This window comes from Candidatus Bathyarchaeia archaeon (genome assembly GCA_035935655.1).
In the GTDB taxonomy this organism is placed as follows: domain Archaea; phylum Thermoproteota; class Bathyarchaeia; order 40CM-2-53-6; family 40CM-2-53-6; genus 40CM-2-53-6.
In genome coordinates, this window is record DASYWW010000040.1 from 198,459 (window position 1) to 214,408 (window position 15,950).

General features: G+C 51.4%; 13 protein-coding genes. 4 read left to right on the forward strand and 9 right to left on the reverse strand.

From position 1 onward, the window contains the following. Nucleotides 1-5 precede the first annotated feature (5 nt). Nucleotides 6-2,591 (reverse strand): DNA-directed DNA polymerase I, encoded by a 2,586-nt coding sequence (locus VGS11_08715; protein HEV2120166.1) that lies wholly within the window; start codon nt 2,589-2,591, stop codon nt 6-8. Nucleotides 2,592-2,650: 59 nt separating this feature from the next. Between VGS11_08715 and VGS11_08720 the strand changes: the two genes are divergently transcribed. Then, nucleotides 2,651-3,967 (forward strand): RsmB/NOP family class I SAM-dependent RNA methyltransferase, encoded by a 1,317-nt coding sequence (locus VGS11_08720; protein ID HEV2120167.1) that lies wholly within the window; start codon nt 2,651-2,653, stop codon nt 3,965-3,967. A 168-nt stretch (nt 3,968-4,135) separates the two neighbouring features. Next, entirely contained in the window at nt 4,136-6,136 is a 2,001-nt protein-coding gene (locus VGS11_08725; protein HEV2120168.1) for an arginine--tRNA ligase, read from the forward strand. A 3-nt stretch (nt 6,137-6,139) separates the two neighbouring features. Here VGS11_08725 and VGS11_08730 read toward each other — a convergent pair whose 3' ends face one another. Next, on the reverse strand, nt 6,140-7,171 hold the full coding sequence (locus VGS11_08730) for an isocitrate/isopropylmalate dehydrogenase family protein (GenBank protein ID HEV2120169.1): 1,032 nt from the start codon (nt 7,169-7,171) through the stop codon (nt 6,140-6,142). Between the two features lie 127 nt (nt 7,172-7,298). Here VGS11_08730 and VGS11_08735 point away from each other — a divergent pair, with 127 nt between their 5' ends. Next, nucleotides 7,299-8,468 (forward strand): citrate/2-methylcitrate synthase, encoded by a 1,170-nt coding sequence (locus VGS11_08735; GenBank protein ID HEV2120170.1) that lies wholly within the window; start codon nt 7,299-7,301, stop codon nt 8,466-8,468. Nucleotide 8,469: 1 nt separating this feature from the next. On the opposite strand, the gene VGS11_08740 is transcribed toward VGS11_08735, so the two are convergent. The 5 genes from VGS11_08740 to VGS11_08760 form a co-directional block, all read right to left on the reverse strand. After that, nucleotides 8,470-8,676, reverse strand: a complete 207-nt coding sequence (locus VGS11_08740; GenBank protein ID HEV2120171.1) for a hypothetical protein — start codon at nt 8,674-8,676, stop codon at nt 8,470-8,472. A gap of 82 nt (nt 8,677-8,758) precedes the next feature. Beyond that, nucleotides 8,759-9,148, reverse strand: coding sequence for a VOC family protein (locus tag VGS11_08745; protein ID HEV2120172.1), 390 nt, complete (start codon nt 9,146-9,148; stop codon nt 8,759-8,761). A 15-nt stretch (nt 9,149-9,163) separates the two neighbouring features. Continuing rightward, nucleotides 9,164-12,457 (reverse strand): carbamoyl-phosphate synthase (glutamine-hydrolyzing) large subunit, encoded by a 3,294-nt coding sequence (carB, locus tag VGS11_08750; GenBank protein HEV2120173.1) that lies wholly within the window; start codon nt 12,455-12,457, stop codon nt 9,164-9,166. Further along, nucleotides 12,454-13,587 (reverse strand): glutamine-hydrolyzing carbamoyl-phosphate synthase small subunit, encoded by a 1,134-nt coding sequence (carA, locus tag VGS11_08755; GenBank protein HEV2120174.1) that lies wholly within the window; start codon nt 13,585-13,587, stop codon nt 12,454-12,456. The genes carB and carA overlap by 4 nt, the downstream gene beginning before the upstream one ends. Nucleotides 13,588-13,742: 155 nt before the next feature. Then, nucleotides 13,743-14,156 carry a hypothetical protein gene (locus tag VGS11_08760; GenBank protein ID HEV2120175.1) on the reverse strand — a complete coding sequence of 138 codons (414 nt, stop codon included), beginning with the start codon at nt 14,154-14,156 and terminating at the stop codon, nt 13,743-13,745. Between the two features lie 213 nt (nt 14,157-14,369). Here VGS11_08760 and VGS11_08765 point away from each other — a divergent pair, with 213 nt between their 5' ends. Next, nucleotides 14,370-14,633, forward strand: a complete 264-nt coding sequence (locus tag VGS11_08765; GenBank protein HEV2120176.1) for a GYD domain-containing protein — start codon at nt 14,370-14,372, stop codon at nt 14,631-14,633. 187 nt (nt 14,634-14,820) lie between these two features. Here the strand turns inward: VGS11_08765 and VGS11_08770 are convergent, their stop codons facing one another. Both VGS11_08770 and VGS11_08775 read right to left on the reverse strand, forming a co-directional pair. Then, a complete protein-coding gene (locus VGS11_08770) occupies nt 14,821-15,207 on the reverse strand; it encodes a hypothetical protein (GenBank protein ID HEV2120177.1) in 387 nt (128 codons plus the stop codon). Between the two features lie 197 nt (nt 15,208-15,404). Next, a complete protein-coding gene (locus tag VGS11_08775; protein ID HEV2120178.1) occupies nt 15,405-15,929 on the reverse strand; it encodes a hypothetical protein in 525 nt (174 codons plus the stop codon). Between the last annotated feature and the right edge of the window lie 21 nt (nt 15,930-15,950).

Consider the following 15,950-nt stretch of genomic DNA (forward strand, 5'->3'; position numbering starts at 1 on the left):
CTTCGCTAGGCTCCGGAGAAGAAGGATGTTAGTTTCTTTGCGCCTGTGAGTTCTTCGTAGTCAAGGCCCACTGAGTCAAGGACCTGCTCGAAGGTCGATCGGATGTATTCATTGTACTTTTCCACATCAATCTCTTGAATGCTAGCGAGCTGGACAGGTTTCACTCCCCTTCCCGTTGTCACTTTTACAAAACTGACCAGGTCGCCTGCTCTTACATCACCTCCCTTGTTGCTCAGTTGTTGCGCGGCTTTGACGTGTTGCGGAGTTGTCTTGGTATAGCTAGAGACGGATTTTCCAATCATCATGTTAAACGCTAGGTCATCGAGCGAGTATTTCCTGTTCCGTAGCTTGCTATACGAGTCCTGGACAAGGGTCTTAATCTTGACCCTCGCCGCGTCGAAGTCAGTAGGCGTTTCGACCTGACCCAAGATCTCCACTAGTTGGCTGAAGGTGTTCTTGAGAAATTCTGGAATGTGTCTCTTTTTACCTGTGAGCCCTTTGATGTCGACTTTGTTGTCAGGGTGAACTCCGAGATAGTTTTTCTTTCTGAGACTCAAAGCGACGTATCGGTAATTCTTGTCCACCTCTAGTTCCATCCCGAGCTCCTTTTTCGACCAGCGGATTAGCTCGTCGAGCTTCTCCCGTGCGGGAGTGCCAAGGAAGAGTGAGTCAGTGTCTCCGTAGAACACCTCAATCCCTAGTCGTTTCGCCTCTTGAATTGTGTTTGTTATCGCGTATCTTCCAACAGCCGCCGTCGATTCTGCAAGGGGGGGACAATACAACGAGAACCTGTCTGAGCCGAAGACTCCGTAGCTCGCGTTCAATACTACTTTGAGGGCGTTCTGTACAACCTGGTACCAAGTAAGCTTCTCTGGCGAGAGTCCTTTGTCTTTGGATCTGGGCTTGTACCAATGTATTCTGAGGTCCCGGAGAGATCCTACTAGTTGGCTTTCCATTGCTTTTTTGCGTCTGCAGACCCAGTGATCTGTGTCAGGGATCTTGTTAGAGCGACATTCAGCATGCCCGCAAAGAATCGTCTCGTAGCCCAGGTTCCAAGTCTTGATTATGGATGGGTACAGCGATGCGAAGTCGAGCACGGCAACATCAAAGTGGACTCCTGGAACGGGATCGACGACCATCCCGCCCTTGTACTTCTTGCCCTTGATTACGGCGGTCGTGCTAGTCGATCCTTTCTTGGCAGTGATCTCCTCGGACCGTGGAATGATGAAACCCCGAGATCGGTGCTCACGGAACAGCATGCTTCTGATCCAGCCTGAGACGCCTTGGCGGGCCATGTCCTCCATTGGGAGGAAACTTATTCGCGAGAGTGCGGTGATCAGTTTCATAACGACCTCTCCGTCGAAACTCGTCAGATTCATGACGAGTTCAGCGTCTTGGTAGCAGTATGCCGCGAGTTCTGTTGGACTTAGTCTCGACACTGATGCGGAAATATCGAGCTTGCCCGTTTCAAGGAGAGCCTCGGAAACGGCGTCTAGCGTTACCTCTCTGTATTTGTTGCTGAAAGCGTAGACTTGGATGGACCTATTGAAGAAGAATTTGTAAAGATCTAGGTGTACTCCGTATTTGACGGTGGCGGATTCTCTCCCTAACTCAATGGGGATTTGGTCTCTGTAGAAGCCAAGATGGTTTAGCGCTCGATGGAACAAGTATCTGAGGTCGAAGTCGTCCCCGTTGAAAGTTAGGACGAACGGGTAATCGTTTAGAGCGGTAAATATTGCTGAAATGAGCTCCGGTTCAGAATCGTACACCTCAACTTCTATCCCTGGAAGTTCGACGGCTTCTGTGCCAGTCTGCTTAAGGAGCAGCACTCTTTTGGTGTCGTCTGACCCGCAGAGGCTGGCACAGATGACTTTGTACTCTGCAGTTGTGGGGTCGGGAACCCTTGTTTCTATAGGGGAGTAGACCTCTATGTCGAGTGCTACCCGTCTGAAGTTTGGAACTGGGTATTCGAGAAGGCGAAGCCATCTTTCCATTAGTTTGCGGTATTCTTCGTCTTTTTCCTCGATCGCTTCCTTGACAGCGGGAAGGGGTGCTGAGGTCCCTGGCTTCAGATCGCCTTGTTGGATGTTGTAGGACATTCCGGGCTCCAGATGTCTGTCGTAGATGTAGTTCTCGACGTACCGAATGTCCGCTTCCCAAGCCGTAATTATGTCTCGGATGCATCCGCTTGGCCGTCCGCCGATTGATAGAGGGTCTCTCGCGAGTACAATAGTTACAGGAACATCTTTGCCTTCTAAGGCATCGAATCGTCTGGCTGGTTCGAGTCCCAGGAGTCCCGGGTGACTCATCAGATCTTTGTTTTTCCTGAGATTTTCTGGTGTTTCCTTCGACAGGCAATAGGGCGTGTGGCCGGTGTTATCGTACCAGAATTGTATCTTCTCGGTTTGAGGATCATAGAGTTTGAGATATACTGCTCTTCTCTCACCGTCATATCCAGCCCCGACAAAATATGACTGAACCATCTCTCTCGGTGTCTCAGGCTTGAACCCCAGAGGTTGCTTCGTCAGAACCCTAGGCTTCGGAGTCTCAGGTTGAGGCTCCTTGAAATAGTGATCGAGACTGGACATCATGAGGAGGCCAAGCCGGGAAGGGCTTATCGGTAAAAAGGTTCCCCGTAAGGATCCAAAACATGCCCGACTCGAAACTTGTGGAGAGACTGCGCATGGCCCGAGAGGCTCTACTTCTTGTGTTGCAGGGAAGGAGTGAAAGGTCCGCAGTCTCGAGAATCGCTTCTGCTGATCCTCAAGTCCGGCCCGAGAAAACTTCGGCGCTTGTACTTGTCATCGATACGCTTTCGAGACTTGACATGCTGGAAAAAAAAATCCAGACGATATTTCCAGGCGAGAAATTTGGGAGGCGGAGCCTTGCTCTCTTCTATCTCGCTGCGCACCTCTTGTTCACGGACGATACTACTGCCAAGGCTGATTTGGTTCGCGCATTGAGGAGGATATCATCTGGACTCGAAGGTCAGAGGCTCGAAATGTTACTGGGCCACCTTGTAGCGGACGAAGCTCCTGATACTTCGGTTGTTGGCACCGAGACGGAGCGGGTGGGCCTCCGTACCCACAATCCATCCTGGTGGGTTACGTACTGCTTCTATCAGTTTGGTAGAGAAGTTGGTCTCAAGATCCTCTCGCCGCCGTTACGTCCTCGATACGTTAGGGTTAATCCGCTACGAAATCGTGGACGAGTTGCCCTTCCGATAGAGTTGAGAAAGTACTCGGATCAACTAGTAGAAGCCGATTCAGGCATTCGTATACTCAGTGGATCACCCTCGATCCTCGCGAAATACTTCGACACTGGACTCTTCCAGATGCAAGACCTGGCCTCTTTCTTTGCTGTCAAAGCCGCCGACCCAGTTCCCGGGGAAGCCGTCTTGGATCTCTGCGCCGCCCCCGGCGGTAAAACAGCGACGCTGGCCCAGTTCATGAAGAATCGCGGAAGAATCCTCTCAGTTGACTATTCCAAGAATAGAATGGTGTCGTGGAGTAGCGAGACGGAAAGACTCGGCGTAAAGATAGCGTCATCCATAGTTGAGGATGCATCAAATCTCGGCCTTGATGGAGAATTTGATCTCGTCGTTGTCGACCCACCCTGTACCGGAACAGGCATTCTTGACCGAAACCCTCGAATGAAATGGCATCTCTCTCCCAAGCTCCTCCAAAAATTCTCTCTTCTGCAATCTAGGATTCTTGAAGAGTCTTCAAGGTACACACGGCCAGGAGGGCGCATCCTATACTGTACGTGCAGCTTGACTCTTGAAGAGAACGAACTTGTAGTGTCAAGATTTCTATCCGCGAACACTGACTTCGAAACTCGCCCAATATTAGAAGGAAAGGGCTCACCGGGCCTCCGGGGCCAAACAAACTGTCGACGATTTTATCCTCACAGGGACAAGACCGCGGGATATTTCATCGCAAAGCTCGAGCGCGTCGTTCATGCCTAGTCGTTCTCTTCGACTATGGAAAGGGCTAGGCACTAGATGGGCGAAAGGCACATTGAATGGACTAACAACCTGAAAACGGAAGACCATCAAGTTTCCGAGTTCGACTGCTCGAGAATTGCCTAATAAGAAGCTTGGACGGAATCTTGCGAGCCTCGAAGGATATCGCACTTGGCGCATAAAACCGGACATGAGAAACATGAGCTGCGCAATCCTTTCGGAGCTTTTAGGCGCGAGTGCGAGACCGCACTAAGAACAGGATACTTATCGCTCCAGAAAACTGCGGAACGGAATTTTCCGGATCTCGATATCGTCTCGACCCTCGAGGATCCACCGAACCCAACATTCGGCCAGTTAGCCAGCTCACTGAGCTTCGAACTGGCGAGAATCCAGAAGAAGAAACCAATGGAACTAGCCAGCAGCGTGGCAGAAGCCGCCAGGACACATGCAAAGCTCGATCTTATCGAAACAATTGAGGCTACCGAACCTGGATACGTAAACTTCCGTGCGAACCTGACAAGGCTCACAGAACTCACTCTCAAATCCATTCAACGTGAAGGATCAGAGTACGGACTCCTCAAAACAAATGCTCCAGAAACGACTGTTGTTGAGCATACCAGCGCAAACCCCGCGAGACCAATCCACATTGGCACAGCTAAGGGCGCCATATTCGGCGACGCCCTTGCGCGACTCCTAACGGCGAGAGGGCACAGCGTTCGGACACACTTCTACATTGATGACACGGGCAGACAGGTCGCCATCATGGCCTACGGCTACAGACTAATCGGCGAGCCAATCCAGGAAGGGAAGCCAGATCACTTCATCGGAAAAATCTACTCCGTCACCGCAACACTTGTCGAGATTGAAGAACTGAAGAAACGACTTGCGTTACTCAGGAAAACCAAGGGGTCAGACGAGGACATCAGTGATACAACCAAATCCCTAGATGAATGGGTAGGCATAGCTGCAGACCTTCAAAGCAAGTACCCCGAAGAATTCGACCGACTTAGCAAGCTAATCTCCCGAGACCCTGACCCGGATAAGGCGATTGGGGAACTCATTAGGAAGTACGAGAAAAAGGAGCCCGACACATCAGCTTTGATGAGGCATGTTACCCGGATAATTCTGACTGGGTTTGAAGAGACTCTGCGCAGGGCTCGCATAAGGTTCGACCAATGGGACTGGGAAAGTGACCTGCTCTGGTCGGGAAAAGTAGCCGAACTCACAGGCCAACTGAAGGAATCAGGCTTCACATTCAGCAGGGGAGGGGCTTTGGAGCTAGACGTGGACAAGGCAGTTGAAAAGTTCGGATTACGCGAGACACTCGGCGTAACGTCCACGTTCGAGTTTCCCCCGCTCACACTCCTCCGATCTGACGGGACTTCTCTCTATCCAACACGAGACATCGCTTACACGCTATACAAGTTCCAGGGTGCTGAGAGAGTCATCAATGTGATCGGAACTGAACAGTCTCTTGCACAGTTCCAAGTCAAAGTTGCGTTCTGGATTACTGGGCACCGGAAGGAGGCTGAGAAATTCATCTACTTTCCCATCGGGCACCTCCAGCTTGAAGGGCAACGAATGTCGGCCCGACGTGGCCGATACGTCACCTTCGACCAAGTACTAGACGAGACCCTCGCTCGCGCTAGATCAGAGGTCGATCGACGATCGCCTAGCCTCCCGGACGAGACTAGGCTACGAATAGCGGAGAGAATCGGCATTTCAGCGGTTAGGTACGCGATCCTCTGCGTCGAGGCTGTCAAATCCACGAACTTTGTCTGGGACAAGGTCCTGAACTTCGAAGCGAACAGTGCAGCCTTCATCAACTACGCCTACACAAGAAGCTCCGGGATTCTCAGGAAACTAGGAAGACTAGAACAACCAAAGACGCTCAGCCTATTGAAGGACCCTACCGAACAAGAACTTGTCCTCGAATTGTCGAAGTTCCCAGAAACCTTCTCAAAGGCAGCTGACCACCTCAACCCAACACAGCTATGCCTCTACGCCAACCTACTCGCCCAGAGATTTCACGAGTTCTATGAAAAATCCGACATCTCCCATGTCAGCAATAATGAACTCAAATGGCAAAGAGTAGCACTCGTACTAGCCGTCAGAACAGTCTTGAAAACTGTTGCAGGGCTTTTAGGCCTGGAACTTGCTGAACGAATGTAACTCCTACTTCAACGACACGACTTTCTCGGCTATCGCTTTACCCATGTCACTTGTTCGCGCGTTTCCGCCGAGATCGTAGGTCAAAACCTTCCCTTCCTTGAGGACAGCCGTCGTGGCCTTCTCAACCAGGTTCGCGGCCTTGCTCTCACCCAAGTAGTCAAGCATCATTTTCGCCGCCTCGATCATCGCTACCGGGTTGACTTTGTTCTGGCCGGTGTATTTCGGAGCAGACCCACCAATAGGTTCGAACATGCCATAGTTCTCACCGATGTTTGCACCTGCGGCGACCCCTAAGCCTCCTACTGTGGCTGCGGCTTCGTCGGAGAGAATGTCTCCGTAAAGATTCATGGTCACTATTACATCGAAGCTCTCGGGTCGTCTGATCAACTGCATCGCCGCAGCATCGATATGGAGGTCCTCCAGCTCGACCTCCGGATAGTCCCTAGCGATGTCGAGGACGGATTGTTTGAACAGGCCGTCGGTGATCTTCAGTATGTTCGCCTTGTGTACGAATGCCAGCTTCTTTCTCCTTTTCATAGCCAGTTCAAGAGCGAACTTTGCAATCCTCTCCGAGGCCTTTCGAGTGATAATCTTCATCGCCACAGCGACCCCTGGAGTGACTTCGAACTCCTTCCCAGAATACAGCCCTTCAGTGTTCTCCCTTACGACTATCATATCAATTCCGGGTTTTAGCGCCGCGACATTAGGAAGGGTGCGGGCAGGGCGGACGTTCGCATAGAGGTTGAAGATCGCGCGCATCGTAACCGCGGCACTCCGAGGTGTTCCAGGCTCCTCCGGCGTCGTCATGGGACCCTTGAGGCATGCAGAAGTTCTCTTCATCATCTCAATGGTCTTGTCCGGCAAATTCGTGCCGTACTTCTTGATAGCGTCAAATCCGGCCTCGCCCTTCAGATACTCCAAATGTACTAGCCCCGTCTCTTGGACCGCGTCCAAGACCATGAGCGTCGCGTCAACGACTTCAGGCCCTATTCCATCCCCAGATAGAAGCGCGATCTTGTGCACTTTCGTCGTCATGAACTAGTCTCTCAGTCGGGAGCCAGCGGTTGAGGCGTTGAAAAAGGCTTTCCCGATCATCCGGAACCGGTTCTATTCTTTGAATCCATGTTTGTATCCTGATATTCCTTAACTAGGACTAGAATCCGTGCTACCAGCAATACCAATCATACGGTTCATGGCGATGGCTGCAACAAGTGAGATCGAGAGGGGCCTGGAAGGAGTTGTTATTGCAAAGAGCGCTATTACATTCATCGATGGACAGCAAGGAATCCTCCGGTATAGAGGGATTGACATTAACGAACTCGCAGCCAAATCGAATTTCGAAGAGGTCACATGCCTACTCTGGAACGGAAAACTCCCAAGCAAGGACCAGTTATCAGAGTTCAAGAACGAACTCACCACTCATCGTCCTCTTCCAGCGGAAGTCCTGAAACTTCTGCGGGGGATCCCGAAAGGTGCGATTCCTATGGAGGTCGCTCGAACCGCAGTCTCATACATGGCACTATTCCCGAGGAAAAAAGGGGAAACGTTCGAGCAGTTTAATCGGCGGAAGTCCTTGCAACTCACCGCTGCACTTCCCACAATTGTAGCCAGCTTCGAACGGATAAGAAAAGACAGGACCCCAATCAAGCCGGACCCGAAGCTAGGACACGCGGCGAACTTTCTCTATGGGTTGTGGGGAAAAAAGCCAGATGAAGCATCAAAAGCAGCCTTCGATACTCTCTCCATCCTGTACGCTGACCACGAAATGAACGCCTCCACGTTTGCCGCTGTCGTGGCGACCTCTACTCTCGCCGACCTGGGAGGAGCAGTCACGAGCGCCATCGCGACTCTAGCTGGTCCTCTCCACGGTGGTTCAAACCAGCGTGTAATGGAGATGCTCGAGGAAATCGGGACGAAAGAAAAGGTGGGGGGATGGATAGACGGTGAGCTAGCCGCCGGCAGGAAGATAATGGGGTTCGGTCACAGAATCTATCGAACCTATGATCCGAGAGCCAGGATCTTGAAGAGGACCGCGGAAGAATTGGCTGGGGAACGTGGAAACAGAAAGTGGTTCGATCTGGCTGAAGAGGTCGAAGCGGTCGTTATGGAGAAAAGGAAGCTGTGGCCTAACATCGAATTCTGGGCGGCCGTTGTCCTAAACTCGCTTGGGGTACCCAAGGATTTGATGCCAGCCGTGTTTGCCTGCAACCGGGTCTCTGGTTGGATCGCGCATATCTACGAACAATACGCCGACAATAGACTCATCCGGCCGCTCACAGAATACGTGGGACCCACTCAGGTTCCGTATGTGCCAATAGACCAGCGGTCTTAGCCTATCTTTTAGCGGGAATCCACTTCTCGGCTTTCCAGTCCCAGATAATATGCTGATTCGGGTCTGAAGCTTCCACTCTGGGCCTCTTCTCTGTCACCGTGTCCATGATGAACGAGGCGCCGCACGATGGACATTCTGCGAGTAGCCTCATTTCTGAGAGTTGAGTTAGCTGGAACTCCCGCTTGTCACATTTCGTGCACGTGAACATTAGACCGTCAGCGACGACTCGGGCACGTCCAGTCCCTTATCAATTTGCCCTTGGAGTCATTGAACCGCGAAGAGAGACCATCTCAGTGTAGACTGGTAGCGGAGTACCAGAGGTTCCCCTCCGGGTCCCGGGCTGAATACTCCCGCTGGCCGTACGATTGGTCTGTGGGTGGAGAATCGATGGTAGCTCCTGCAATTCTTGCGTGATGATAGTGCGCGTCTACATCCTTGACGAAGACAACGAGACCGCCTGGTTGCGCTGGAAGGGATCGGGCAGAGACCAGGCCGTGTTCAGGGTCGACGCGGTGTATCCAGATTACCGAGTCGCCGATCGATACCTCGGCATGCACCGGCCGACCGCTGGGATCTCGGTCTAGTCGTCCTCGCTTGAACCCGAAGACATCAACGAGGAATCGCTGGGCGGCTTCCATATCCTCGTACACTCGCAACGGAATGACAGCTTGGATTGCCATGCTAAAACCCCTCTCCTAGTTGGCCTGAGGAACGGAGACGGGGAAAGGCTCGGTTCGGGCGGATGAGCCGGCAACGGGCACGCGCAATACGGTTGTAGGGATACGAGAAGTTACAAGAGCCTCTCTCTTGGGTTGGGTCTTCGACTGTAGCCCGGCATTGTGTAGGACAAGAGCTCTGGTAAGTGCTCTAGCAAGTTCGAGATTGGTCACGATCGGAATCCCAAATTCGGCCGCCTTTCTTCTAATGAGATATTCATCTTTCAATATCCTATGAGACGCGGGATCTCCTTCATGGCTTGGAATATTGATTACTAGCCGAATCTCTCCGTTTTGGAGATAGTCCATGATGTTCGGTTTCTTCTTCTCGCTGACCTTGTATAGAATCTTGCATTCGATCCCATTTTTCGAAAACTCCTCCGCTGTGTGTTGTGTTGCGAATATCCGGTAACCTGCTCGCGCCAGCATTCTAGCATACGGGAGTATTCCCTTCCTCGTCTCACCCATCGAAATGAGGATAGCGTCGTCTTTCTTTGGAATGTAGAAGTTGCTAGCGATCAACGCGTTAATGAACGCGTCCTGGAAAGATTCACCGAAGCAGGCAACTTCTCCAGTTGACACCATCTCGACTCCCGTGACCGGGTCGGCTTTGTCCAATCTTGTGAAGGAGAATTGAGGTGCTTTCACTCCAACTCTTCGTGGGATTCCTTCGCCTGGCTTTATGATCCCATCGGTTATGGCTTCCGCGGCCAGATCCATTAAGTTTGTTCCGATTGTTTTGGATACGAATGGCATGCTTCGAGACGCTCGAAGGTTGCACTCGATTACCATGGCTTGTCCGTTCTTGACGAGGAATTGGATGTTGAACGGTCCCTGGATATTGAGACTTCTAGCGATCCTTCCCGAGTAGAATAGAAGTTTCTTTCTCACAGCTTCGGTTATTGAGAGAGTTGGTATAGTCATCGTGGCATCCCCAGAGTGGACCCCGGCGTTTTCTACGTGTTCGATGACTGCGCCGATGAAGACGCGCGACCCGTCGCAGACTCCGTCTACCTCCACCTCTCTTGCGCCTGTCAGGAACTTTGAGATGACAACCGGGTTCTTGCGAGAGACACGTGCCGCTTCTCGAATGTAGCCGGTGAGCTGTGCCTCGTTGAAGGCGACGTTCATCGCTGAGCCTGAGAGAACATAGGATGGACGAATGAGGACAGGATAGCCTATCTGTTTGGAGAATCGTCTGGCGTCCTCAAGGGACGTGAGCTTGTTCCATTTCGGTTGCTCGATCTTCAGCTTGTCAAGTAGCTGGCCGAATCTCGCGCGGTCCTCGGCTGCGTCAATGCTGTCCGGAGTAGTCCCCAAGATAGTCGCGAAATCGGACAGTCCCTTAACGAGATTGTTTGCGGTTTGTCCGCCGACGCTTACAACTACTCCACGGGGCCGTTCCTTGTCCAATATGTCCGAGACCCGTTCAAGGGTCAGCTCGTCGAAGTAGAGCTTGTCCAATATGTCGAAATCGGTTGATACCGTCTCGGGATTGCAATTTACCATAATAACCTCTGACACTCTCTTCTTCAGGGCTGTAGCCATGTTCACACAGCACCAGTCGAACTCGACGCTAGACCCGATTCTGTAGCAGCCAGAGCCCAAGACGACCACCCTGTCTCCAGGGACGTACTCGAAGTCGTCCGCTTCACCGCCGTATGTTAGATAAAGGTAGTTTGTCGCCGCGGGCCACTCGGCAGCCATCGTGTCTATCTGTTTCGTGACTGGCAGAATACCGTGAGCTTTTCTGTAGTCGCGGATCTGAAACTCTCTCTTTCCTAGAAGCTTTCCCAGCTTCTTGTCGGAGAAGCCGAATTCCTTTGCTTTCCTGATGATCTCGGGATTGATCCTCTCCTTCAGGATCCGTCTTTCCAAGTCGACGATATTCTTGATCTTGTCCAGAAACCAGCTGTCGATCCCGGTCAACCCTGTTATCTCCTCGATGCTGATCCCGGACTTCAGAGCCCTCGTCACATAGAAGATTCTCTCATCAGTAGGCTCTCGGAGCTCTTTCCGGATCCTATCGACACTTCGTCCCCCGATCCCGCTATCAGTCAGCTCCCTTCCGATGTCGAGCATTCTGATCGCCTTTTGCAGTGCTTCTTCGAAGCATCTGCCGATCGCCATGACTTCGCCTACGGATTTCATCTGGGTCCCGATTCCCTTGCTGACTTTGCGGAACTTTTGGAAGTCCCAACGTGGAGCCTTAACCACAACGTAGTCCAATGCGGGTTCGAAACACGCCGAAGTCACCCCAGTTATCTTGTTCGAGAGTTCCGGGAGAACGTAGCCCAAGGATAGTTTTGCGGCTATGTACGCTATAGGGTAGCCGGTGGCTTTGGACGCTAGCGCGGAACTTCTTGAAAGTCTCGAATTGACTTCGATCACTCTGAATTCCTCGCTCTTCGGGTCGAGCGCGAATTGGATGTTGCACTCTCCGACTATGCCGAGAGTCCGTATGACCTTCTGAGCTGTCTCTCTTAGCTGGTTGTATTCGCGGTTCGTGAGTGTCTGGGAGGGAGCGACGACGATGCTGTCGCCAGTATGAATCCCCATCGGATCCAGGTTTTCCATGTTACAGATGATGATACAATTATCATCACGATCCCTCATTACCTCGTACTCGACCTCTTTCCACTTCTCGAGGTATTCCTCAATCAGAACTTGTTTGATCCTGCTATAGGCCAGTCCTCGGAGAGCAATTTCCCCGAGCGTAGACTCATCGAACGCTACTCCCGACCCCTGCCCCCCCAAAGTGTAGGCAACCCTAACCATTACCGGGAAGCCAATCTCGCGCGCAGCCTCAAGTGCCGATTCTAGGTCGACTGCTTTCCGACTTTTCGGAACGGGGATTCCATGTTCGATCATGGTTTTCTTGAACAATTCACGGTTGTCGGCGATCTCTATGCTCTCGATTCCAGTGCCGAGAACCTTTACCTTGTATTTCGAGAGAATGCCGCGTTCCGCAAGCTCAACGCCGCAGTTGAGGGCTGTCTGTCCCCCAAAGCCTAGAAGAATGCCATCTGGTTGTTCCTTGGCGATGATTTCTTCGAGAAAGTCCATCCTTATCGGAACCGAGTAGACCTTATCTGCGAATTTTTCGTCCGTGTGAATGGTCGCAATATTTGGATTGACAACAATCGTTCTGATCCCCTCTTCTCTAAGCGCCTTGATCGCTTGAGAGGTTGAGTAGTCAAACTCGCCAGCCTCTCCAATCTTGATAGCACCACTTCCCACAATAACGACGCCCTTGATGCCGTCTATTTTCAAGCTTTCAAAGCCTCTTCAATGAATCTGTCGAAGAGAAATCTAGTATCGTATGGTCCCGGCGAGCTTTCGGGGTGCCACTGAATACCCAGGAACGGTTTCTTCCTGTGCTTGATACCCTCCACTGTTTTGTCGTTAACGTTGACAAAATTCGCCAAGAAATCTGTATTCTCTAATGAGTTCCGATCGATCGTGAAGCCATGGTTTTGAGTTGTAATGAAACACCTACCGGTTTCAAGATCCATGCATGGGTGATTGACCGCTCTATGGCCGAACTTGAGCTTGTAGGTCTCCGCCGCGGCAGCCAGACCTAGGATCTGAGCGCCTAGACATATTCCCATTATGGGGAGGTCAGTTTCCATCAAATTTTTTGCGGTTTCTATGGTTTTGACGTCAATTTTGGGGTCTCCGGGTCCATTGCTGATGACAATCCCTCGCGGATTCAATGCGAGGATTTTGTCTGATGGAAAGTCGTAAGGGACACGGACAATTCTCGCCCCCTTTGCGAGGAGACTTCGCAGAATCCCATACTTGACACCACAATCCACGATTACGATGGTCGATTCCTCCTCTCCATCATAGTAGATGGGCTCCTTCGGGCTTACTCGATGCACAAGGTCGTCATTGTTCGGGTCCCGCAGCTGGGAGACCCCGGTGGCAACGACCCGCGGATCAATAGTCGAACTGGAGACTCTCAGAACGCCTAGCATTGTTCCCTTGTTTCGCAGTCGCTGCGTCAGGACCCTTGTGTCAACGCCCGATATCCCGGGCACTCCTTGTTCGGTAAGCCATTCGTCCAGCGCTGTATGATTAGACCAGTGGCTAGGTCGGGAGAGAGAATGGACAGCGAAGCCTTTGACCTTTACAGAATCAGATTCGAAGTGAAGCGGAACTCCACCACCGTTGCGAATAGTGCTCGGGGGTACTCCGTATGATCCGAGAATTGGATAGGTCATTACTACAATCTGTTCTTGATAGGACGGGTCTGTGAGTAGCTCGGGGTAACCCATCATCGAGGTATTGAAAACAACCTCGCCAGAAATCTCGGTCTCGGCACCGAAACCTACACCTTGAAAGACAGAGCCATCCTCGAGGACCAGCACGCCTCTCTTATCTGGTTCCGCCCTTTCCATGTGGTGTTAGGGACCCAGAGGAGGGGGGTTGCACGCGGCCCTTTTCAAAGTTTTACTTTGAGATCTTTCTCTGCTGTTCCAAAACAAATCAAGATTTACAGCCATTCATGATGAATGTTTGATGTTGGCTGAAAGGATTGCAAGAGTAGAGATCCCTAGAGGACTCGTACTGCGTTTTTGCAATCTGGGCAGTACTGGTATAGTGCTATCAGATCTTTGTATTCCTGTTCTTCTCCCAAACTATGGGACGTATACACTAACACGTTCACGAGCGGTTTTGAACACGCGTAGTGACGACCATCCTCTGAAGTGGACACTTCGACTCGGGCATCTGGAATCTTGGCTTTCTTCAGTTCGGCGAGCAACTGTTCCAAGCTCGTGGCCGTAAATTCCTGGAAGGGCATGTGTGGAATGCCTCCGGCAATCTTACTTTTCACCCTGGAAGGATGTGCCATCTCTAAGACCTGAGCCCGATTCTTGCCGCGTTCCAAGATACGTGGAGCATGAACGTCTCGCATAAGCGCCAAGTATCGTGGCTGGACAAGTTGAAGTGTCAGAAGACTTAACACTCACACTCCGCCGAACGAATCCAGTTGTCATATTCGCCCAGCAAAGACTTAGTCACGCCCTAGTATTCACTGGAACCTCCACCACCCGAAATTGCGAGTCGTGAAAGGTTTCAAATATTCTAATCCTGCACTTGTCGTCTACCGTTATCTATGATTTCACTACGACGAGGTCAGTTAGCAAGTTCAATCAAGACCGGGAGGTGATAGATTACGATTTTCGTCAGTTTAGCGAAGTGGAAGCAGAAACCAACTCCAGAAATGATCCGGGAGGCTGACAAACTGTGGGACCTGTTGAGAAAAGAAGGCGGCAAAGTAGTTAGCGCCTACTGGACGATCGGGAGATACGACGCTATAGTCACCCTTGAAGCCCCTAGTGAGAGAGCCGCGCTGAAAGCCTTGATGAGATGGGGAGACTATCTCAACACCGAAACGCTGGTCGCAGTTCCCAGAGAAGAGGCCGTAAAACTCGTGGCATGAGTCGCCATATCGATCGACTCCTGCCTCCCCATTTTTTTCTATTGCTCTTAGTATGCCTCAAGTTAAGAGACGATAGAAGTTGCGATGTCGCGGAGGTCTCCGATGAATCCCGATTCCAAAAAAATGGGTTTAGTCGATAGCACTAGCTGATGCATCCTCGCATCAGACCTGATTGCGGTGTGAATAGTCAGTACTGTTGGGTTGGTGATTGGTAGTCTTGTCGCATTGAAGAGCTCATGGATGATGTCGAGCTGTCTCTTTCTTTCCATGCTTTGACAGCGTCGACCATGCTCATTCCTTGCGTCATCTTCCCTTTCAGGAAGAGGTTGTACTCGCTGGGTTTCCGTTTCTCTTTCTTGGCGCCTTTCTTGCCAAGCTGGGAGATTGTTGACTCTTGCTGAGCTATCGTGCTTTGCTGTTTCTTGAGCATCTCTGAATGCGACTTTATGGTACTCATCGTGCTCTTGAAGTCCTTGATCAGCGATGTATGGTTCTTTTCGAGCGCTGCTAGTTTTGTCTTCAACTTGTTTATGTCCGCGAGGATGGACTTTGGTATTCCTGACGTTTTCGGCATAGTTATTTGCTGATACGATGAGAAGAAAAGGGTTCCGTATGATTCAGAAACATGCGCTAATCATCGAAAAAACAGGCGTTTAGGACGCACCTACTAGAGGATCGAGCGCCCATTCCAGAAAATGCGAGCTTGGCAGGCTCCCATAAAGCTGGAGAAAGATACCGGTAGATTCAGAGAAAGGTTGAGATTTGGAGGTATCAGCATGAGCTGCTGCTGAAGTTCTGAACTGTGCTGTCGGAAGCCGCCTCAACCGCGCCGTACAGCCCCGCTACAACGGTGGCGCTGACCGCCAGGACAAGCTTCGATGACGGAGGAAGAACCGGTTGGTTGGCGGCTGGATTAAGGGTTGGATGTGTGAATGGGAGGCTGAAGGTTATGCCTTGACCGGGTCCGAACGAACCATCGCTCTGAGTAGTCGTCCCGAGACCCAAACCATCGACCGACAGAGTGAAACTAATGTGACTTAGACTGGTCTGGAGTGACGACGTGCTCCAGATCGAGCCTCGAATGTTGAAGTTCAGTGTCTTCAGTGAAGTCGACAAGTCCGTGGTGCAAGATCTTGAGATGTTGAACATCTTAACAGTGAGTCCGCGGATGGAGGTGTCGCTCATTATTCCGTATGCGGCCGATGCTGAATAGGCGAGAATCAGAATGACGGCAACGATGAATTTCCAACCTCCAATTCGAAAGCGTCTCTGAGGCGTTTCGGTGTTGTCGGTCATACGGGAACGAGCGTTAGATGT

Bases quoted from the DNA above. Each gene is read 5' to 3' on its own strand.
- VGS11_08715 (HEV2120166.1), bottom strand. From the start codon at position 2,591: ATGATGTCCAGTCTCGATCACTATTTCAAGGAGCCTCAACCTGAGACT.
- VGS11_08720 (HEV2120167.1), top strand. From the start codon at position 2,651: ATGCCCGACTCGAAACTTGTGGAGAGACTGCGCATGGCCCGAGAGGCT.
- VGS11_08730 (HEV2120169.1), bottom strand. From the start codon at position 7,171: ATGACGACGAAAGTGCACAAGATCGCGCTTCTATCTGGGGATGGAATA.
- VGS11_08740 (HEV2120171.1), bottom strand. From the start codon at position 8,676: ATGTTCACGTGCACGAAATGTGACAAGCGGGAGTTCCAGCTAACTCAA.
- VGS11_08745 (HEV2120172.1), bottom strand. From the start codon at position 9,148: ATGGCAATCCAAGCTGTCATTCCGTTGCGAGTGTACGAGGATATGGAA.
- carA (HEV2120174.1), bottom strand. From the start codon at position 13,587: ATGGAAAGGGCGGAACCAGATAAGAGAGGCGTGCTGGTCCTCGAGGAT.
- VGS11_08770 (HEV2120177.1), bottom strand. From the start codon at position 15,207: ATGCCGAAAACGTCAGGAATACCAAAGTCCATCCTCGCGGACATAAAC.
- VGS11_08775 (HEV2120178.1), bottom strand. From the start codon at position 15,929: ATGACCGACAACACCGAAACGCCTCAGAGACGCTTTCGAATTGGAGGT.